We start from the raw sequence: 20,133 nt of genomic DNA, 5'->3' as shown, positions 1-20,133 counted from the left end.
GTGATATCTGAATAGATATCTTAGTAATGACGAATCAGAGAACCTTATGAAGATCAAGTTTATATGGCCCTAGCGTGCCGCCAAAGTTCCCTGCGGAGATGAACGTAACGCCCGGAATTTTTGCGGCTGCCTTGACGCCGGCTCCCATTGCTGCTGCCACCGACTTCTCATCAACACCGTCAATAACAATCTCGTACACAGCCTTGACACCTGCAGGAATCTTTGAGTCTGCCACTTTCTCGCGAAGTGTTGGACAGTACTTCTCATTGGTAGAGGCCGGCATGAACTTGTATTTCAGGCTGCCGACTTTTGAACCGCTGGCAACAATACCACCGGGGAAGCTGGTGATGACACCGGGAACTGCATCAATTGCCTCGACTGCTGCCTCGGCGCCCATCAGTGCTGCCATCTGGTTCTCCCCCATGATGAAGAAGTTGCCTCCGGCAACACCCTTGACAATGCCGAACTCTTCCTCACCAACATATTCCCCATTCATAATCGGGATAACCCAGCACTTGCGTCCCCCAACCTCTTTCTGGTACTCATAACCGTCACCGAAGAAGTGGAGCTTGACCGGTATCTTCTCTTCTGCGGTTGTGATCCCGTTGAAGACGGCAGTAGTCGGTGCAGTAAGGACGCATTCCGCCAGGCGCTCAACGACCTGCTCCTTGAGTTTCTTCTTGCTGGCACAGATCAGGATTGCCACACCTGGCCGCCCGTCGGGAGTCTCACTTGTTGGAACGAATCCCTCAATTCCTGCTTCGCAGGGACAACCAATTGCTGAAGTCGCAAAACCGGTTGCCTCGGTTGCTGCTTTCTTTGCCCATTCCTTTGTAACCGCAGTGATAATGATCCGGCAGACCCATATCGGGAATGCCTCTGCGTATGTATCGTCAATCGTAACGCCGTTGAGTTCCATATAATAACCTCCGGTACCACAAAGGTACAATGATGGTGGTTGAATAAATTTTCTAAATTGATTTTCAGAACACTTGAATTTCAGGAGCGCATGGAAAAAAAAAAGGAAAGTACAAAAGATCATTTTAACTCAAAGAATTTTTACATTAACTTAACAATCGGGTATTTAAACTAAAATAAAAAAAATCAGTATAAAACGGGGAAACTCAGTCAACCAATTTCAGAACATTTATCTACATTCTTCTACCACTTTTTGTTAGTCGATTTTTAGAATCGATCATAGCTGGTGCGTGAAAAGCGAATGGCATTTGCAGTGCACATCAACAAGGAACATTGTACTGGCTGTAATAATTGTGTGGTTGCATGTCCTGTAGACGCGTTAGAGCTTCATACAGTAGATCCTGCATCAAAAAAAAGATCTACGCAGTCAGGGACGGAAAATCCGTCATCCTTGATTTCAGAAATGAACATTGCGCCGGGTGTGGCGTAGGTGTTCAGGAGTGCCCATATAGGGTTATCAGACTTGCAGGCCCCTGGGAATCAAGATCAGTGGCAGATGTGCAATAAGAAACAGCGTGAGGGTTAATTCATGGCATTGTTTCCAAAGTTTTCCAAAAAGAAAGACGGTATTAACGTTGTGATGGAGCAAAAACTCCTGCAGAACGTAAATAACCTTATTCTCAATGCAGAGACCTGCACGGGATGCGGCATATGCGTCGAAGCATGTCCCGAGGACGCCATTGTCCTCGGACTGGTCGGTGCATCAAGGCGCGGCGCTATCAATTACGCTGCTCCCATTGATGTCGATGAGACCAAGTGCTCGTATTGTGGCGTCTGCGTCATCATGTGCCCGTTCAATGCATTGACCTTGAAGGTGGACGGAAAGGAAAGACTTCCAATCATAGAGAAGGAAGGGTTCCCGCAATACGACATGAAAGCGGAGATCGATGAGGAGAAATGCGTCAGGTGTACCATTTGTGAAGAGGTATGCCCGCGTGACGCCATTGACCGCAATGTCCCCGCGTATGAGGGAACATACAAGGGCCCGGTGGCCGGCGCTAAGGACCGCCAGACCGCAATCAAGACCAAGACGACATTTACCGTGGACAAGGAGAAATGTTCCCTCTGTGGCCTGTGCGGTGCCCTGTGCCCGGCAATCGTGGTGAAACACAAGCAGTTCACCGCAGAATCCGGCAAAGTCGAAGGCGATGTCATCTGGGATGAGACAAAGTGTGATGCCTGCAAGGTGTGCGTTGAGGCGTGCCCCGAGGAGTGCATTACTGTTGAGCGCGAAGTTATTTCTGACAAGGTAGACGGCAAAGTTGATATTATCCAGGACAACTGCTGCACATGCACCTGGTGCTCACGGAACTGCCCGACTGAGGCAATCACAGTTGAGAAGATTTTTGAAGGCGACATCGAATTCCACGCCGAGAAATGCCCCGGCGGCTGCTCAACCTGTGCAGAGATCTGCCCGGCAAATGCAATCTACCTCCCGTCATCGATACCCGCAGCCGAGATGAAGCGTGACGGCATCGAAGCGACGATTGCAGTCAACAAGGACTATTGTATCCTCTGTGGTGCCTGCGTCAATGCATGTCCCGGTGAAGATATCATCGTGCTGCAGAGAACCGGTATCCGTACGAAGGGCAAGGAAACTGACCTGTTCAACAAGATAAAGGCGAAACTCTTCGAGAAGAGAACCTCGAAGGTTAAAGAAGAGATCACCGGACAGGTCAACCTCAAGATGATGGAGAAGGCGTGAGGGAGTACTATGGCACGAACAAAAGGTTACCCGGAAGCGCTGGAGAAGAAACTCCACGACCAGAGATATTTCCGTGAGGACTCAAATCCCGAATTCACCAAGCAGGTGAGAGGAATCTCTCGCACGATCGCCCACATGTGTTACCAGTGCGGCACCTGCACCGGCTCATGTCCGTCTGCACCCCGCAGCACCTACCGTATCCGTAAGTTTATGCGGAGAGCAGTGCTCGGGCTCGAAAACGAAGCACTGACCGACCCGGACCTCTGGCTCTGCACTACCTGTTACAGCTGCTCGGACCGGTGCCCGCGTGACATCCTGCCAACCGATGTCATCATGTCCATGAGGAACCTCGCATTCAAGCGGGATATCGTCCCGGTCAACTTCCTCAAGACCGTTCAGGCAATTTATAACTCAGGCCACGGTGTGCCCAACAACGATGTTAACCGTGCAGCCCGCGAGAGGCTGGGCCTGACACGGGACCCGCCGACCACCCACATGTATCCGGAATATATCCCCGGCATCAGGAAGATCCTTGACCACTACAAGCTCAAGGCAAATGCGGACCGGATCGTCAAGGAAAGGGAGGGCTAAAATACCATGTCAGAATCAGGCGCAAACCACAAGTTCGCATTCTATCTCGGATGCATCGCCCCCAACCGGTATCCCGGTGTCGAATCGGCTTCCATCAAGGCCATGAAAAAGCTCGGCGTCGAGCTGGTCCCCCTCAAGGGTGCAAGCTGCTGCCCGGCACCAGGCGCTTTCGGTTCCATCGACCTCAATGTCTTCTATGCAATGGCAGCCCGTAACCTCGTACTCGCCGAGCAGATGAAGATGGACATCGCTCTGGTCTGCAATGGCTGCTACAAGTCGATCTGGGAGGTCAACCACAAGCTCAAGCACAACAAGGATCTCCGCGACAATGTCAATGAGGTTCTTAAGGAAGTTGACATGGAGTACAAGGGTACTATCAACGTGTACCACACAGCCGAGCTCCTCTATAATGACAAGTTCATTGGTATCGACAAGGTCCGCGACAGCGTAACTAACCCGCTGACCGGTGCACGTATTGCCGTCCACTATGGCTGCCACCTGACAAAACCCCACAAGGACCGGGAGTTTGAGAAGGAAGTAATGCTCAATACTGAGCACCCCGTATGGATGGAAGAACTGGTCGCAGCACTCGGCGCAACACCGGTTGAATACCGGAACAAGATGCAGTGCTGCGGTGCCGGGGGAGGGGTCCGTGGATACGATATTGTCCATTCACTGGATATCACCAACGAGAAGCTGATCAACCTGAAAGAGGAGAAGGTAGATGCACTCACCGATATCTGCCCGTTCTGTCAGCTCCAGTTCGACCGCGGCCAGATCGAGATCCAGGAGAAGTTTGGTGTTACCTATAACCTGCCCGTCCTTCACTTCGCTGAACTCCTTGGACTGGCACAGGGAATGAGTCCGCAGGATCTCGGGCTGGATCTCCATGGGATCAGCTGCGAACCATTCCTGCAGAAGGTTCTGTGAGGTGGTAAAGATGGCAGAAAAGAAGAAATCAACTACCAAAAAGCCCGTGACCAAGAAGCAGGAAGCAAAGAAGGAGGCTCCCGTGAAACAGGAAGTCAAAAAACAAGCCCCCGCAGCTACCCCTAAGGCAAAGGCAGCAGCCCCGGCACCAGTGAAAGCAACCACCGGCAGCACCACCGCGCAGAAGCCACGGATTGGTGTGTTCATCTGCCACTGCGGTACCAATATCGCAGGGTCGATGGATATCCCGGCAGTACAGGAATACGCAAGCACTCTTCCCGGTGTTGCATACGTTGACAACTACCAGTACATGTGCTCCACACCCGGGCAGAGCAAGATTGACAAGGCGATCAAGGACAAAAAACTGACCGGTATTGTCGTTGCAGCATGTTCGCCACGTCTCCACGAACCGACGTTCAGGACCGCCACAAAAGAAGGCGGGTTAAACCCGTTCCGGTTCGAGATGGCAAACATCCGTGAGCAGAACTCATGGGTGCACATGCACGACCGCGAAGGATCAACCGACAAGGCAAAGGATGCAGTCAGGATTGCAGTGGCAAAGGCAGCACTCCTGCAGGATCTGTTCCCGAAGACCGTGCCGGTCGAAAAGACCGCGATGGTTGTCGGCGCAGGTGTTGCCGGTATGCAGGCAGCCCTTGATCTCGCAGCAGCAGGTATCAAGACTTACCTCATTGAGTCCGACACCAGTATCGGGGGGCGCATGTCCCAGCTCGACAAGACGTTCCCGACCCTCGATTGTTCACAGTGTATCCTGACACCCAAGATGGTGGATGTCGGCAGGGATACGAATATCGAGCTGTATACGTACTCGGAAGTTGATGCTGTCGAAGGTTACATAGGTAACTTTGATGTCACCATCCGAAAGAAGGCCCGCGGTGTGCTCACCCCCAAGGAAGCGGAAGCCCGCGGCCTTGTCGGTGGCGGCTGCAATGGTTGCGGTGACTGCGATGCGGTCTGCCCGGTCGTTAAGCCCAACAATTTCGAAGTGGGCATGAAGCCACGCAAGGCAATCTACATCAACCACCCGCAGGTCGTTCCCCTTATCTACACGATCGACTTCAACTCCTGTATCAAGTGCGGGTTGTGCGTAACTGCCTGCGGTCCCGAGAAGCGGGCAATCGACCTCGAGTCCAAAGATGAATTCATCAAGGTCAAGGTCGGCACGGCAATCCTCGCAACCGGGTACGACATATTCCCGATCGAGAAGAAAGAGGAGTGGGGATACAAGAAGTACGAGAATGTGATCACGAGCCTCGAATTCGAGCGGCTTATCTGTGCATCAGGTCCGACCGGCGGTCATCTTGTCCGCCCGAGCGATGGACAGACACCCAAGAGAGTCGGGTTTGTTCTCTGTGCAGGTTCACGTGACAACACGAGTACCGGCAAACCGTACTGTTCACGGTTCTGCTGCATGTATTCCCTCAAACACGCCCACCAGATCATCGAAAAGATACCCGGATGCACTCCCTATCTCTTCTACATGGATATCCGTTCATTCGGTAAGATGTACGAAGAGTTCTACTACCGCATCCAGGACGAGGGGGCAAAGTTCATCCGTGGCCGCGTCGCCAACATCATCGAGGACAAGGCAACAAAGAACCTCCATGTCATGGCTGATGACACGCTCCTCGACCGCCCAATCGACATGGAAGTCGACATGGTGGTACTCGCAGCCGCGGTGCAGCCCTCTGGCGACACCAACAGGACCCGAAAGCTCTTCGGTGTCTCATGTTCTATGGACGGCTGGCTCCTCGAAGCCCACCCGAAACTGAACCCGTGCGGTACCACCACAGCCGGTGTCTTCCTCGCCGGTGTCTGCCAAGGACCCAAGGATATCCCTGATACCGTAGCATCTGCCGAAGGCGCTGCATCTGCAGCAAGTATCCCGATCCACAAGGGAGAAGTGGAACTTGAGCCGTACTTCGCCACATGCATTGAGGAGAAGTGCGCAGGCTGCGGTATGTGCGTAAACCTCTGTCCCTACAGTGCACTGGCACTCGTTGAAAAGGACGGTCGCACGGTTATGGAGGTCACCGAGGCCAAGTGCAAGGGCTGCGGTACCTGCGGGGGCTTCTGTCCTGGCGGTGCCATCTGGATGAACCACTTTACAACGCCACAGATCGTGGCACAGATCGATGCATTCCTGCTCGGAGGTGAGCAGTAAATGTCAGCTCCAGGAAATTTCACCATCCCTGAACGGGGACCCGGCATCTGGCAGCCCAAGATCCAGGGTATCGTCTGCAACTGGTGTTCTTATGCAGGTGCAGACCTTGCCGGTGGCGGCCGTATCCAGTATCCACCCGACATCCGTATTGTCCGTGTCATGTGCACAGGGCGTATCGATGCACTATTTATCCTCAAGGCATTCGCAGATGGCGCAGATGGTGTGCTTGTCTCGGGCTGTCACTTTGGTGACTGCCACTACCTTGAAGGCAACTACAAGGCAGCCAAGCGCATGTTCATGGTCAAGCGCCTGATGAAAAGTATCGGGCTTGACGACCGCCGCTTCAGGATGACCTTTGTTTCTGCTTCTGAAGGTGCAAAGTGGGGCGCCGTTGTCACTGATGTGGTCAACATCGTACGCGAACTCGGACCAAGCCCAATCAGCGAATTCAATAAATAACGCACTGCAAACAGCAACCATGGATTAACCGGAAGCGCACCAGCACCCTGGCCAAAATCCCCTATTTTTTAAATAAGCGCACAGGAAAATCGAACATTATTATAGTTAGTATAACAACCAGTAGTACTTTTTTTAGTATAGTTAATACTGCGTAAAACAATGAAAGCAGGAATTTATGTAATATTTGAACATTGCTTCATGTTTCGTTTGTATTCTCAAAAAAATATAAAATTTTTTTCCGGGATAAAATAGGAATGCTTATATGGCAAAATTGGGAATTAATGTCTGTCCCATTTTAGGGGACGTGCAATAGCGACTTTCATTCACCACCAGTGTTCCTGTTAGTACACACCATCGTTCAGTGACAGTATTGTACCGCGGTTAAATGAAAATTTGGAGGAATTCACATGGCAAAATACAAAGATACGATCGACCTCTACGACGATGAGGGTAAGCTCTTAAAGAGCAATGTCACCATTGACAAGATCAGCCCCGTTGTCAACAAGGGCGCACTGCAGGTTATCGACCTCACCAAGAGAACGGTAGCAGTCAACTTTGCTGGCATCGAGGACGCACTCAAGACCGGAAAGGTCGGCGGCAAGTCGAACCAGATCCTCGGCCGCAACATGAACTGCAGCGTAGTCAAGGACTGCGATGCACTTTCAGCCAAGATCAAGGATATGGTCCAGGTCACCGACGGCGACAACACCAAGATCACCAAGGTCGGCGGCGGCAAGATGATCCTCGTAGAGGTTCCAACAGCCCGCATGGATGCAGCCTCAACCTACGATGTCGCATCAACCGTAGTGGCAGCAGCCACCACCTATGCACTGGTTGACCAGTACAAGGTCGACATGTTCGATGGTTCCTACGTAAAGGCAGCAGTCTGGGGTACCTACCCGCAGACGATGGACATGCAGGGCGGCAACGTCGTCTCGATTCTGTCGATCCCCCAGTTCAACGAAGGCCTCGGCTATGCACTCCGTAACATCCCGGCCAACCACGCGGTCATGATGACCCACCGGAATGCGATGCAGGGTGCAGCACTTTCCGCAACCTTTGAGCAGGCAGGACAGTTCGAGATGGGTAACGCAGTCGGCCCGTTCGAGCGTGCCCAGCTCCTTCTCTACGCATACCAGGGACTCAACGCAAACAACATTGTCTGCGACCTCGTCAAGAAGAACGGCAAGACCGGTACCATCGGTACTGTTGTGCAGAGCCTCGTCGAGCGTGCACTTGAAGACAAGGTTATCAAGGCAGGCAAGAAGGGCAAGAGCGGCTTCATCTTCTACGAGACCAAGGACCCCATGCTCTGGAATGCCTATGCATCCGCAGGTACCCTTGCAGCAACCATGGTTAACTGTGGTGCCGGACGTTTCGCCCAAGCAGTTTCAGCAACCCTGCTCTACTTCAACGACTTGCTCGAGCACGAGACCGGCCTCCCAGGCTCCGACTACGGTCGCGCAATGGGTGTCGCAGTCGGGTTCTCATTCTTCAGCCACTCGATCTACGGTGGCGGCGGCCCCGGTGTCTTCAATGGTAACCACGTCGTGACCAGGCACGCAGCCGGTGTAGGTATGCCCTGTATCGTTGCCGCTTGTGCACTCGACGCTGGAACCCAGATGTTCGGACCAGAGCACACCTCGAAGATCTACCAGGACACCTTCGGCCAGCTTGACGCATTCAAGAAGCCGATCCAGGCAGTTGCAAAGGGCATCTAAGCCCCTCAAGGATACGAATGACAGAAGCCACGTTCCCCCAGTGCAGGATAATCACCGAGCGTCTGCTCAACCCCGAGACAACGGAACGACTGCTGAACAAAGTCGTAAGTGTTGCAGGTGTACGGCGGATGGTCCTCAACGGACCCCGCCTTCCCGCCACCATTCCCTACGGGCCGGCAAAAGGACAGGACAACCCTCATCCGATGAGGAAGACTATCCACGTCGACGACCAGGAGGTTCCCCTCCAGGTCCACGTAGGCACCGTCCTGCTTGAGGTGGAGAGCCGTGATGTGATCCCCGCACTGCAAGCCGCAATCGAACCGGTTTTTACGGATTTTACCTTCCGCATACAGGAAGGCAGATTTATGAAGACCGAGCCGTCACTTGTGGATTACTGCAAGTACGGCCCGGATGCGGACAAAGAAATGCTCGGCCTTGCTGATCCTAGTAGCAAGTCCAAGCCGATAATCCTCCAGGGAATAAAATAACTATGCCGATTGGACGAGTAACCCAGGTTGTTGACTGCCGCGAGGCGATGGGCATGGGTAAAGGAGGCGGAATCGCCCAGCGGGGCACCATCTCCGAGTGCCGGTACCCGGATGTGATCGTGGTCGGGATGTCCCCGGGACGCCGCCACGTGACCAAGCCGGTGTGCGATATCACCTCAGGCCTGCGACAACAGGGCGTTGAATATAGCATCAGTACGCTGGTGCTGAACGCCGGGAGCGGCATCCCGCCGGACGCACCAAAAATCGGTGGAGGCGTTCTCGGTGCTTCTTTCGGGCTTACTCCCAAAGAAATCGTGCAGATCGAGAAACACAAGATTGCCATTCTCCACCACGGGAACGTACGTTCCCACGTAGTGCACAAGGTCAGGTTTATTCTCCAGGCCTGTGATGTGAAGGCAATTGTCGTCTCTCAGTCCCCGGTTGATTATGAGGATTTCGCAAAGGAGGGCGTGAAGACGTCAGTGGTGATGCCCCCCGCGGACAAGATCCGTACCAAAGGTACGGTCATGTCTATCGTTAGCGGCGTTACCCGGGGTCAGACCCCCACACGCGAAAAGATGGCAGAAGTCATTTCGTCTGTAATGAAAATTGTGAAAAAAAAGGATTCATTGGAGTGATAAAATAATGGCATACAAACCCCAGTATTGTGCCGGTCAGACTATTGTCGCCGACAACAGGCGCAAGCAGATGGACCCCAACCACAAGCTCACAAAGCTCCGGGATGTCTCTGACAAGGACCTCGTCCTTATCATGGGACACCGTGCACCAGGCTCAGCCTACAAGAGTGCACACCCGCCGCTCGCCGAGCAGCAGGAGCCCAACTGTCCGGTCCGCAAGCTCGTGACCCCGACCGACGGCGCAAAGGCCGGCGACCGCGTCCGGTACATCCAGTTTTCGGACTCAATGTACAACGCACCCTGCCACCCGTACCTCAGGTCCTACCTCGAGTCATACCGCTTCCGTGGCATTGACCCCGGCACCCTATCAGGCCGTCAGATCGTCGAGTGCCGTGAGAGAGACCTTGAGAAATACGCAAAAGACCTTGTCAACACCGAGCTCTTTGACCCGGCCCTTACCGGTATCCGCGGCTGCACGGTGCACGGACACTCCCTCCGTCTCGATGAGAACGGAATGATGTTCGACATGCTCCAGCGCTGTGTCCTGGACAAGAAGGCAGGCATTGTCAAGATTGTCAAGGATCAGGTCGGCGTTCCCCTTGACGGAGAAGTCAAGATCGGCAAGCCGATGGATGCAAAGTGGATCAAGGCCAATTCAACCATCTACCACTCGCTCGTGGGCACTGCCTACCGTGACGACGCTGAACTGATCGAATACATCCAGCGCATCCACTCACTCAGGGTAAAATACGGCTTCATGCCAAAGGAGGCATAATCATGGCAAAAGCAGCAAAAATCGAGAGAACCCAGAAGCTCTTCCTGAAGGCAATGAAGGAGAAGTTTGCAGAAGACCCCCAGGCAACCTCAACCGTGTTTGCCCGCGAAGGTCTTGAGCAGTCCCCGCGCAAGATGGAGTTCATGAAGGCCGGTAAGAAGGCCGAGATGGACCGCGGTATCTCCATGTACGACCCCAAGCGCTGCCACTGCGGTGGTATCCCGCTCGGCCAGCGCCAGCTGATGACCTACGAAGTCAGCGGCACCAACGTCTTTGTAGAAGGCGACGACCTCCACTTCGTCAACAACGCTGCCATGCAGCAGATGTGGGACGACATCCGCAGGACCATCATCGTAGGTCTTGACCTCGCCCACAACACTCTCCAGAAGCGGCTCGGTAAGGAAGTTACTCCTGAGACCATCAACGAGTACCTCCACGTGCTGAACCACGCCATGCCCGGCGCAGCCGTTGTTCAGGAACATATGGTCGAGACCCACCCGTCACTTGTCGACGACTGCTACGTGAAGATCTTCACTGGCGACGACGAGATGGCAGATGACATCGAGCCCCAGTTCCTCTTAAACCTCGACAAGCTCTTCCCGGCAAAGAGTGCAGCAGCACTTAAGGCCTCCGTCGGCAAGTCGATGTACCAGGCAGTGCACATCCCCACAACCGTCAGCAGGACCTGCGATGGTGGAACCACCTCCCGGTGGTCTGCGATGCAGATCGGTATGTCCTTTATCGGCGCATACAAGATGTGTGCCGGTGAGGCAGCAGTCGCTGACCTCGCATTCGCCGCAAAGCACGCTGGTGTTATCCAGATGGCAGACATCCTGCCCGCCCGCCGTGCACGTGGCCCGAATGAGCCAGGTGGCATCAAGTTCGGACACTTTGCAGATATGATCCAGGGAGACCGCAAGTACCCCAACGACCCCGTCAAGGCAACCCTTGAAGTCGTCGGTGCAGGTGCGATGCTCTTCGACCAGATCTGGCTCGGATCTTACATGTCCGGTGGTGTCGGATTCACCCAGTATGCAACCGCTGCATACACCGACAATATCCTCGATGACTACTGCTACTATGGTCTTGACTACATCAACTCCAAGCACGGTGGTCTCGGCAAGGCAAAGAAGACCCAGGAAGTCCTCAACGACATCGCAACCGAGGTTACTCTCTACGGTATGGAACAGTACGAACAGTACCCCACCACCCTCGAGAGCCACTTCGGCGGATCCCAGCGTGCATCCGTCCTTGCAGCAGCATCAGGTATCTCCTGTTCACTGGCAACAGCAAACTCCAACGCCGGCCTGAACGGGTGGTACATGTCCATGCTCGCCCACAAGGAAGGCTGGTCACGTCTCGGCTTCTTCGGCTACGACCTGCAAGACCAGTGTGGTTCAACCAACTCAATGTCGATCAGACCCGACGAAGGCTGTATCGGCGAGCTCCGTGGACCGAACTACCCGAACTACGCAATGAACGTCGGTCACCAGGGAGAGTACGCAGCCATTGCAGCCGCCGCCCACTACGGACGTCAGGATGCATGGACCCTGTCCCCGCTGATCAAGATCTGTTTCGCAGACCCGTCGCTCAAGTTCGACTTCGCCGAACCCCGCCGCGAGTTCGCAAAGGGTGCAATCCGTGAGTTCATGCCAGCCGGCGAGCGCTCACTGATCATCCCTGCCAGGTAAGCACGATTTCCCCAACACAAATTTTTTTTCTTTTTTACCAGGGTCCTGTTCGGGTATGCATTTATGACTCCATTGACACCCGGGAGTCTGTAGGGGCATTCAGATAGTTGGATACTTTGGAGCCGGAGCGAATGAAAATATATACAAGTCTTACCCACACTAAAATCAGGAAGAACCCGGCAACAATCGTACAAGGAGGGGAAACCTATTCAGCAGGTGAAAAAAATGGCAGAAAACACTAAGGTAAAAAACCGGCGGGCATGGTCTGTCGGTAGTTCTTTTGGAAAACTGGACATGATCATGGTCGCAGTGGTATTTCTCCAATCGCTCCTGATCGCATGGTTTCTGTTCCTGCTACTCGACATATATGAAGTTCCGGTTCTCTTTCGGTTTATGCAGGGGATTGCCATTCTCTTTGCAATCCTTGTGCCGGTCTTTATTGTGCTTGAAGGGTTCCAGTATACTTCAATCACAAACGGTTTTTTTGTCCCGCTGATCATGTACATACTCATGTTTTCCCTGTTCAACTCGCTCATCCATCATCTCAACCTGTTTCTCGATCCAACTATTATTTTTCCCGCCGTCATTGGGGGAATTGGCTTCGGCCTCATCGGATTAGGCGCATACCATATGCAAAAAAATACTTCGAAAACATTTGCCCTTGTTACGGCAGGGATCACGATTATTTTTCTGAGTACCCCGATGATCCTTGCAGGATTTTTCTATGTGCTAACGGGAGACTTGTCATCGTTCCCTGCAATTATCAGTTGATTCCTCTTTTTTTTCGACATTTACTATTGCTTACCTGATATCCCCCTTATGGGAAACTGAAATCTTTGAACGAGATGAAAACAAATATACCATAAAGAGAGGAAAAAAGGGTAATGAAAAATCCCTTCCACATCATGCTCATCCCAACATTAGGGTGTCCCTCCAAGTGCAAATACTGCTGGAGTTCGGAGGAAGGGTCACTGATTATGAACATTGATATCATAAAAGATGTGGTCACGTGGCTCAAAAATTTCCGTTCTGATCGGGTCACATTCACGTTCCATGGCGGGGAGCCACTCCTTGCGGGCGCGGATTTTTACCGGCAGGCACTACCCCTGCTCTCGGGGGAGTTGAAAGAACTCACCCCGGAGTTCGCTATGCAGACAAACCTCTGGCGGATGACACCGGAGATCGCCGGGGTGCTGGCGGAGTACCATGTCCCCATCGGGTCGAGCATCGACGGTCCTGAGGATATCACCGATTCGCAGCGGGGAAACGGATACTTTGAGAAGACGATGCGGGGCTACGAGATTGCGAAAACTCATGGGCTCATGGTGCGGTTCATTTGTACATTCACAAACAAATCGGTGAAGCGAAAAGAGGAGATATTCAATTTCTTCAAGACGAAGGGATTTGTCCTGAAGCTCCACCCGGCCCTGCCGTCGCTCCGCTCGGAGAACCCGAAGGAATGGGCACTGGAGCCGGCAGAGTATGGAGAGCTGCTGGTGTACCTTCTCGACAAGTCGCTCGAGAACCTCGGTACTATGGAGGTGATGAACATCAACGATCTCTGCCGGTGCGTCTTCACCCGCCGGGGGAGTGTCTGCACGTTTGTCAATTGCATGGGCAACACGTTTGCCATAGGCCCCGACGGGAGCATCTATCCCTGTTACCGTTTTGTCGGGATGCCGGAGTGGGTGATGGGCCACGTGCGGGACCAGCCTACGATGGAGCAGCTCATGCACTCAGAGCCGGGCCGACGGATGATGGAATTCTCCGAGTACGTAGACAAGGCGTGCAAGGACTGTGCGCATATCAAGTACTGCCGGGGCGGGTGCCCATATAATGCAATCGCTCCATCGGGCGGCTCGCTTGACGGGGTTGACCCCCACTGTGTAGCCTACAAGCGGATCTTCGATGAGCTCAATGAGAGGCTGAACAGGGAGATGTTCGAAGAGCCGATGCCGGGGATTGGATCCGGTACACCGGTTTCCCGGACGCCGGCAAAGCCGGGAGTGATGGTACTGATGCGGGAGATTGTATCAAGATAAAGGTGAATAGGAAAAACCGGACCGCATCCGGTGCCGCGGCACGGATATTGGTAATCCCACAACATACCGTATACGTGACGTTGTTACCAGAAGGCGCTATCACACCAGCGTCTTCTGCGGATTATTGAGATGCTTTTTTGCAGCGGACGTGACTTCCCGTCCCTGGGGCGTGCGCTTGACAAACCCAATCTGGATAAGGTATGGCTCATAAACATCTTCGACTGTCCGCACTTCTTCGCCGACTGAGATGGCAATCGTCTTTGCCCCGACCGGACCACCGTCAAAGTCATTTGCTATGACCGCAAGGATGCGCCGGTCCAGTTCGTCGAGGCCAAGCTCGTCGATCTGCAGCATGGCGAGGGCATTTTTGGCGATCTCCCGCGTGATCGTGCCATCCCCTTTGACCGTGGCATAATCCCTCACCCGTCGCAGCAGCCGGTTGACAATCCGCGGGGTTCCCCGGCTCCGTTTCGCAATCTCCTCCGCTCCATCCGGCGCGATCGGAATCTTCAGGATCGACGCGCTCCGTGTTACGATCCGGACCAGTTCGACGGAAGCATACAGGTCAAGCCGGGAGACTATGCCGAAACGGTCCCGGAACGGTGCGCCGAGGAGCCCCTGCTTGGTTGTTGCCCCGATAAGGGTAAAATGTTCGAGGTTCAGTTTGATCGAGCGTGCACTCGGCCCTTCGCCGATCATCACATCGATGAAAAAATCCTCCATTGCAGGGTACAGTACTTCCTCGACGACCGGGTTGATCCGGTGGATCTCGTCGATGAACAGGATATCCCCCCGTTTAAGGGGGGTGAGGAGTGCAGCAATATCCCCGGGTTTCTCGAGCACCGGACCTGTCGTGGACCGAATATCCGCCCCCATCTCGCGGGCGATGATATGGGCAAGCGTGGTCTTGCCAAGCCCCGGCGGACCGGAGAACAGGATGTGGTCTATTGGTTCATTGCGTTTTTGTGCGGCAGCAATAGCAATCTTCAGGCTCTCCTTGACCTGTACCTGCCCGACAAACTCTTCCAGCCGGTCTGGCCGGATGGTGGGATCGTCACTCTCTTCTGTCAGGGAGTCCGGTGAAATAATCCGCTCGGACATGACCTCACCGCTCCTTTAACCTGACAAGAGCCGCCTTGATGAGACCCTGCACGGATGGAGTGCCCGGCGCACGGGCCGCTGCACTGACCGCATCCCGGGATTCGTTCTCCTGAAACCCGAGAGACACAAGGGCGCCGACAGCGTCATGGACCGCCATGCTCCCTTTTCCTGCCTCTCCGTGGGGGATCGTCTCGCTGATCTTCTTCATCTTGTCCCTGAGTTCCAGGATCAACCGTTTTGCACTCTTCGTTCCGATACCGGAGATCCGGGTCAGGGCCTTTTCATCCTCGTTCAGGATCGCAATGGCGAACTCTTCGATCCCGATCTGGGACAAGAGGTTCATGGCAATCTGCGGGCCGATGCCGGTCACTCCGATCAGGATCCGGAACATCTCCAGTTCGCTCTGGTGCAGGAACCCGTACAAGGTGATCGCATCCTCACGGACCGCCATATGGGTATAGAGTTTCACCATTTCATGGGTATTTGCCAGCTGCTGGAGGGCCGGCTGGGTGACCAGCACCTGGTACCCGACGCCATGGACATCGATGACCACCCACCGGTCGCCCGCGAGGACCGGTTCACCGTAAAGAAGCGCGATCATGGTACTATCTCATGATATGGATATGACATAAGGCAATCGAAAGGGCATCGGCCGCATCATCGGGCCGGGGGATTTCGGACAAGTAAAGCAGCCTCATGATCATCTCCTGCATCTGGCGCTTGTCAGCCCGCCCGGATCCGGTGATCGCCTGCTTGACCTGGTTCGGGGTGTATTCCGCAATCGGTATATGCCGCTGTTCGGCGAGCAGGAGGATCACCCCGCGGGCTTCGCTGACGCTCATGGCAGAAGTGATGTTATTGGTGAAGAACAGTTTTTCGACCGCGACATGTGCCGGCGGATATTTTTCAAAGAGGGCAGCAAGTTCGTTATAGATATGCAGCAGCCGCTCCGATGTGCGCCGGTCCTTGCCGGACTCGATGCAGCCATAGCAGACCGGTTCGGTTTTCCGATTATTGACCTCAATAACCCCGTATCCCACGCGTGCCAGCCCGGGGTCTATCCCGATAACAATCATTCTTGCGGATGCTCCTGATCAGGTATTTGTCGTTCCTGTTTTATACGGCACTGGTGTGCGGGGCGAAGGTGATCGGCCGGGCCTGAAGACAAGGGGAGTCCCGGCCTACCCCCACCCATTCCGGTTTTCAAATCGTGTCGACCCTCCATCCAAGGAGGTGGGGGGAGTTGACGGGTGACCCCCCTCTTCAAATTTTTAAACGGAGGTGGAGCGAAGTCCCTGCTTCTGAGGGATGGGTAGCTACTCATCCCTTTTCAGGATAGAAGAATGAATACGTTATCTGGCAGAGGGATAGAAGGGAACCGGTGAAAGGGTGTGACCGGACGGAAAAAGGTTACCGGTATTGGCAAGAGCCAAACCTTGTGAAGGGGAGACTGGAGAAGACCCGTAAGTCTTCGGTTATCCGAAGGCCGAAGACTCAAGAAATGATATAACACAACGGCAAGGGGGAAAAATTCCCCGCCGATCACATTCATTGGACAAACCCGGTTGATCCCAACTCAACTAAATTTTCCTTAACACAAATTCACATGAGTGGATAATCCCGAATCTGACCCTGATTTTTAATCGGCGTGATTTATACTCCGATTTCGTCGGAATAAATTCGAAACCTTTTAATCGAGACCAGACCAAATTTACACTAACCACAAAGAGTATTTACTCGATGTGCGTGGCATTGCATTTTGAATACTCTCGTGCATTTGCACGTAGGGAGGAGGCTAAATGGAACAAATTGTATTTGGCATTGGAATTACTGCATTGACAGGAGCTCTTGCCACTGTAGCCGGTGCTGCGGAAGATACTGAATCCAACATCGGGTCACAGGGTGACCCGAACTCACAGGTTCAGCTCGCTCCGCAGATGGGTTTCCTGCACCGCATCTTCAACAAGGCGGTCGCAGGTGAACCCCCAGCATACGGTCTCTGGTGTTGCCTGGGAGCAGGTCTCGCATGGGCCTTTATGGCAATGCAGTTAAACGCGGTTCTTGCAATCGTTCTCGGTTCTGTACTTGCAGTCTTTGTACAGGGCGTCTATGCAACCACCGCATACCTAGGCAGGACAGCCAGCCTGTCCAAGTTCGGGCAGCCGGTGTACGTGGACATCCTTAAGTCCATGACGACGGTTACCATGGCACACGCCTTTATCGCAATCTTTGCAACCGTTGCACTCTGTCAGCTGATCAACGGCGCACTGGGACACCCGTTCCCGCTGCCGCTGCTCGGCCTGATCTGGGGCATTGCACTCGGTGCAGCTGGATCTGCGACAGGCAACCCGTACTACGGGAAGGAACGCCAGTACCAGAACCAGAAGTTCGGTGCAGGTGTCCCGATCTCAGCGTCCGGTAACATCGTACGCTATGCTGAAGCAGGCGAACGCAACTCAATCGACAACGGATGGTTTACCGCAAAGATCGGCGGCTCAGCATCCGGTATCTGTTTCGGTCTGATTGTCTTCCTCGAACTCTGGCGTACGATTCTCTTCGACAAGATCGGAGCCGGCTGGGGTTCAATCGCAATCGGTGTTCTCCTGATCCTCATCTTCACGGTCGTTGACCGGTACATCGAAGTCTGGGCACGGAAGAACTACGGACCCTACACGGAAGCCAAGGAGGCATCCTCATGAGCGCAGTAGCAGCAAAACCGACAGCAGGATCTGCAATGAACCCGACCGCAATGGGCGTCGGTGTTATCCTGGTCCTGATCCTTCTTGGGATCTGCTGGCTCGTTTCCCCGACCGTCGGCCTCATGGCCCTCATCGGCGTCATCATTGGTGGCGTCATGATCGGGTTCGGTGTCCACTTCGTCCCGGTCGGCGGTGCACCCGCTGCAATGGGCCAGGCACCCGGTATTGCAACCGGCGTCGCGATGCTCGCAGCTGGTGGCGGACTTGCCGGTCTCTTCGGCGGAGCATGGGCTGCAGCAGCAGGCCAGGACCCGATCGTCGTCGTCATCACCGGCGGCGTTGGTGGCGGCCTGATGATGGCAATCACCTGTATGATGGTCAACTTCGTCTACGTCTTCGGTATGGGTATCCCTGCAGCCTCAGGAAAGGTAGCAAGGGACCCAATAACCGGAGACACCCAGGCAGAATACAAGTCACAGGGTACTGAGGGCCACGGCCTCCCGTTCGTCTCCTTCGTTGGCGGCGTCACTGGCGGTATCTTTGCCGGTGCCGGCGGAACGCTCATCTATCTCGAGCTGCTCAACATCTACGAGGGAGCACTCCCGACGCTGATGCAGCTCAAGCCGGAACAGGTAATGCCGATCGCAGTATCCATGGCGGGTATATTCGCCGTAGGTATGTTCCTCGTGAATGCAGTGCTCACTGCTTATAATATCACGGGAACCATCGAAGGACCCCACGACCCGAAATTCAAACGCTGGCCACGGGCGATCGTTGCATCCGCTGTTGCATCGGCACTCTGCGGACTGGCAGCGATCCTGATCGTGCTGCCCCTGGGACCATTCTGAGGTGTAGAAGATGTCAGTAAAAGTTGAAGTTATTGAAGGGGGCGTCCCGCACAATAAGATCATGATTGCGGGAATCGTGAGCACCCTTGTTTGTCTCTACCTAACATACCTCAATGTCCTCACCGGCACCGAGATGTTCTCATTCTTCGGTGGCCTTGCGGTGGTCGCAGCATTGATCTGGGGGAGCCACACCATCAAGGTGCTCTGCAGCTACGGTATCGGTACCGGAGTTCCCTCAGCAGGTATGATTGCATTCGGCTCAGGTGTTATTGCGATGCTGCTGGCCACCAGATTCGATATCTGGGCACCCATCGTCGCACTCATCCTTGCAGCCATCATCGGGTTCATCCTCGGGTATGTTTCCAACAACATCCTGAACATGAAGATCCCGGCCATGGTGCAGGCACTGACCGAAATGGCAGTTGTCGGCGCACTGTCCCTCATGGGCTTTGCAGCACTGATGACCGGCGGATTCACGTTCGCAGGACTGACTACAGGAACCGTCACCGTTCTCGGCCAGGTTCTCCTGACCCAGCAACAGTCATTCATGGGCGGCTGCCTGATTGCAGTCGCGTTCCTCTTGGGAGCAATCGCAATCCAGCACCCGTTCAACGCGTGCCTCGGACCCGGCTGGAAACAGGACCGCATGCTCATGCTTACTGCAGAATGTGGGTTCCTCTCTATGCTCGTTGCAGCAGTCATGTCCTTTGCCCTGATCAGTGCCGGCTCGGCACTCATCTCGCTGGTCATCGCCATCATCGGATGGGGATATACCTACTGCCAGTACATGATCCTTTCCAAGCGTGACGCAGCCGCATGGCTCGATGCAAAACCGATTCCTGACGTGGAGGGACACTGAAATGGCATACATTCAGGTACTCCCGGAATTCGGTCTTGTCGCTGACCCGATGATTGGTATCATTACCTCCGCAGGCGAGTCACTCTCACCGGTCCTCGAAAAAGTTGCAGTCCTCGAAGCAACCAGCGACGATCTGGTCAACATGCTCTCCGGAGAAGGTAACCTGCTCGCCTCGTTCCCCAACAGGGAGCACGGGCTTGCAATCGGTGGCACGATCACCTCGTTGTGGTATGGACTTGCCGTTGGACTATTCATTGCAGGAATCATTGCATTCCAGTTGATCAAGGTGAGCTGATATGGCAGACAAGAAATCACCAGCAAGTGGATGGCCGCTCGTCAAGGGAGACTTCCACTCAGGGGACGCTAACAGCCCGGTGGCTGTTATCACCATGGGTTCTCACCTCGATGAACAGGGCATCTGCG

The 20,133-nt window shown here is 54.1% G+C and carries 20 protein-coding genes and 2 pseudogenes; 18 read left to right on the top strand and 4 right to left on the bottom strand.

The genetic code is table 11. From position 1 onward, the window contains the following. Window positions 1-34: 34 nt before the first annotated feature. Window positions 35-919 (bottom strand): formylmethanofuran--tetrahydromethanopterin N-formyltransferase, encoded by an 885-nt coding sequence (gene fhcD / locus WBL42_RS12260; protein WP_424721568.1) that lies wholly within the window; start codon window positions 917-919, stop codon window positions 35-37. Between the two features lie 300 nt (window positions 920-1,219). Here fhcD and WBL42_RS12255 point away from each other — a divergent pair. From WBL42_RS12255 to WBL42_RS12195, 13 genes and pseudogenes are all read left to right on the top strand, one after another. Further along, a pseudogene (locus WBL42_RS12255) lies at window positions 1,220-1,485 on the top strand (4Fe-4S dicluster domain-containing protein). Between the two features lie 22 nt (window positions 1,486-1,507). Then, complete coding sequence (locus WBL42_RS12250; protein WP_424721567.1) at window positions 1,508-2,683, top strand: 4Fe-4S binding protein; 1,176 nt, start codon at window positions 1,508-1,510, stop codon at window positions 2,681-2,683. A 9-nt stretch (window positions 2,684-2,692) separates the two neighbouring features. Continuing rightward, entirely contained in the window at window positions 2,693-3,274 is a 582-nt protein-coding gene (gene hdrC / locus WBL42_RS12245; RefSeq protein WP_424721566.1) for a CoB--CoM heterodisulfide reductase subunit C, read from the top strand. A 6-nt stretch (window positions 3,275-3,280) separates the two neighbouring features. Further along, the gene (gene hdrB, locus WBL42_RS12240; protein WP_424721565.1) at window positions 3,281-4,204 is read left to right on the top strand and encodes a CoB--CoM heterodisulfide reductase subunit B; all 924 of its coding nucleotides are present in this window, start codon (window positions 3,281-3,283) and stop codon (window positions 4,202-4,204) included. Window positions 4,205-4,214: 10 nt separating this feature from the next. Next, complete coding sequence (locus WBL42_RS12235) at window positions 4,215-6,389, top strand: 4Fe-4S dicluster domain-containing protein (protein WP_424721564.1); 2,175 nt, start codon at window positions 4,215-4,217, stop codon at window positions 6,387-6,389. Continuing rightward, a complete protein-coding gene (locus WBL42_RS12230; protein ID WP_424027557.1) occupies window positions 6,390-6,848 on the top strand; it encodes a hydrogenase iron-sulfur subunit in 459 nt (152 codons plus the stop codon). It abuts the gene before it with no gap. Between the two features lie 407 nt (window positions 6,849-7,255). Next, the gene (gene mcrB, locus WBL42_RS12225) at window positions 7,256-8,569 is read left to right on the top strand and encodes a coenzyme-B sulfoethylthiotransferase subunit beta (RefSeq protein ID WP_424721563.1); all 1,314 of its coding nucleotides are present in this window, start codon (window positions 7,256-7,258) and stop codon (window positions 8,567-8,569) included. Between the two features lie 17 nt (window positions 8,570-8,586). Continuing rightward, complete coding sequence (gene mcrD / locus WBL42_RS12220) at window positions 8,587-9,057, top strand: methyl-coenzyme M reductase operon protein D (RefSeq protein ID WP_424721562.1); 471 nt, start codon at window positions 8,587-8,589, stop codon at window positions 9,055-9,057. A 2-nt stretch (window positions 9,058-9,059) separates the two neighbouring features. Beyond that, the gene (gene mcrC / locus WBL42_RS12215; RefSeq protein ID WP_424721561.1) at window positions 9,060-9,695 is read left to right on the top strand and encodes a methyl-coenzyme M reductase I operon protein C; all 636 of its coding nucleotides are present in this window, start codon (window positions 9,060-9,062) and stop codon (window positions 9,693-9,695) included. Window positions 9,696-9,702: 7 nt separating this feature from the next. Beyond that, the gene (gene mcrG / locus WBL42_RS12210) at window positions 9,703-10,470 is read left to right on the top strand and encodes a coenzyme-B sulfoethylthiotransferase subunit gamma (RefSeq protein WP_424721560.1); all 768 of its coding nucleotides are present in this window, start codon (window positions 9,703-9,705) and stop codon (window positions 10,468-10,470) included. 2 nt (window positions 10,471-10,472) lie between these two features. Then, a complete protein-coding gene (gene mcrA / locus WBL42_RS12205; protein WP_424721559.1) occupies window positions 10,473-12,161 on the top strand; it encodes a coenzyme-B sulfoethylthiotransferase subunit alpha in 1,689 nt (562 codons plus the stop codon). 225 nt (window positions 12,162-12,386) lie between these two features. After that, window positions 12,387-12,932, top strand: coding sequence for a hypothetical protein (locus WBL42_RS12200; RefSeq protein WP_424721558.1), 546 nt, complete (start codon window positions 12,387-12,389; stop codon window positions 12,930-12,932). A gap of 113 nt (window positions 12,933-13,045) precedes the next feature. Next, the gene (locus tag WBL42_RS12195; RefSeq protein ID WP_424721557.1) at window positions 13,046-14,203 is read left to right on the top strand and encodes a TIGR04083 family peptide-modifying radical SAM enzyme; all 1,158 of its coding nucleotides are present in this window, start codon (window positions 13,046-13,048) and stop codon (window positions 14,201-14,203) included. A 99-nt stretch (window positions 14,204-14,302) separates the two neighbouring features. Here WBL42_RS12195 and ruvB read toward each other — a convergent pair whose 3' ends face one another. From ruvB to ruvC, 3 genes are read right to left on the bottom strand one after another with little or no spacing between them, the layout of a single operon-like run. Continuing rightward, the gene (ruvB, locus tag WBL42_RS12190) at window positions 14,303-15,304 is read right to left on the bottom strand and encodes a Holliday junction branch migration DNA helicase RuvB (RefSeq protein WP_424721556.1); all 1,002 of its coding nucleotides are present in this window, start codon (window positions 15,302-15,304) and stop codon (window positions 14,303-14,305) included. A gap of 4 nt (window positions 15,305-15,308) precedes the next feature. Continuing rightward, complete coding sequence (gene ruvA / locus WBL42_RS12185) at window positions 15,309-15,905, bottom strand: Holliday junction branch migration protein RuvA (RefSeq protein WP_424721555.1); 597 nt, start codon at window positions 15,903-15,905, stop codon at window positions 15,309-15,311. A 4-nt stretch (window positions 15,906-15,909) separates the two neighbouring features. Then, window positions 15,910-16,380, bottom strand: a complete 471-nt coding sequence (gene ruvC / locus WBL42_RS12180) for a crossover junction endodeoxyribonuclease RuvC (RefSeq protein WP_424721554.1) — start codon at window positions 16,378-16,380, stop codon at window positions 15,910-15,912. 723 nt (window positions 16,381-17,103) lie between these two features. Here ruvC and mtrE point away from each other — a divergent pair. The 5 genes and pseudogenes from mtrE to WBL42_RS12155 form a co-directional block, all read left to right on the top strand. Then, on the top strand, window positions 17,104-18,003 hold the full coding sequence (gene mtrE, locus WBL42_RS12175) for a tetrahydromethanopterin S-methyltransferase subunit E (RefSeq protein WP_424721553.1): 900 nt from the start codon (window positions 17,104-17,106) through the stop codon (window positions 18,001-18,003). Continuing rightward, the gene (gene mtrD / locus WBL42_RS12170; protein ID WP_424721552.1) at window positions 18,000-18,851 is read left to right on the top strand and encodes a tetrahydromethanopterin S-methyltransferase subunit D; all 852 of its coding nucleotides are present in this window, start codon (window positions 18,000-18,002) and stop codon (window positions 18,849-18,851) included. Before mtrE ends, mtrD begins: the two co-directional genes overlap by 4 nt. A gap of 10 nt (window positions 18,852-18,861) precedes the next feature. Continuing rightward, a complete protein-coding gene (gene mtrC / locus WBL42_RS12165; RefSeq protein ID WP_424721551.1) occupies window positions 18,862-19,710 on the top strand; it encodes a tetrahydromethanopterin S-methyltransferase subunit MtrC in 849 nt (282 codons plus the stop codon). Between the two features lies 1 nt (window position 19,711). Next, on the top strand, window positions 19,712-20,005 hold the full coding sequence (gene mtrB, locus WBL42_RS12160; RefSeq protein WP_424721550.1) for a tetrahydromethanopterin S-methyltransferase subunit MtrB: 294 nt from the start codon (window positions 19,712-19,714) through the stop codon (window positions 20,003-20,005). Window position 20,006: 1 nt separating this feature from the next. After that, window positions 20,007-20,133 (top strand): annotated as a pseudogene (locus WBL42_RS12155) (tetrahydromethanopterin S-methyltransferase subunit A); the annotation flags it as partial.

The organism is Methanoregula sp. (assembly GCF_049686655.1).
In the GTDB taxonomy this organism is placed as follows: domain Archaea; phylum Halobacteriota; class Methanomicrobia; order Methanomicrobiales; family Methanospirillaceae; genus Methanoregula.
Note: the sequence above shows the minus strand (reverse complement) of the source record. Positions and strands in the feature narration are given on the sequence as shown.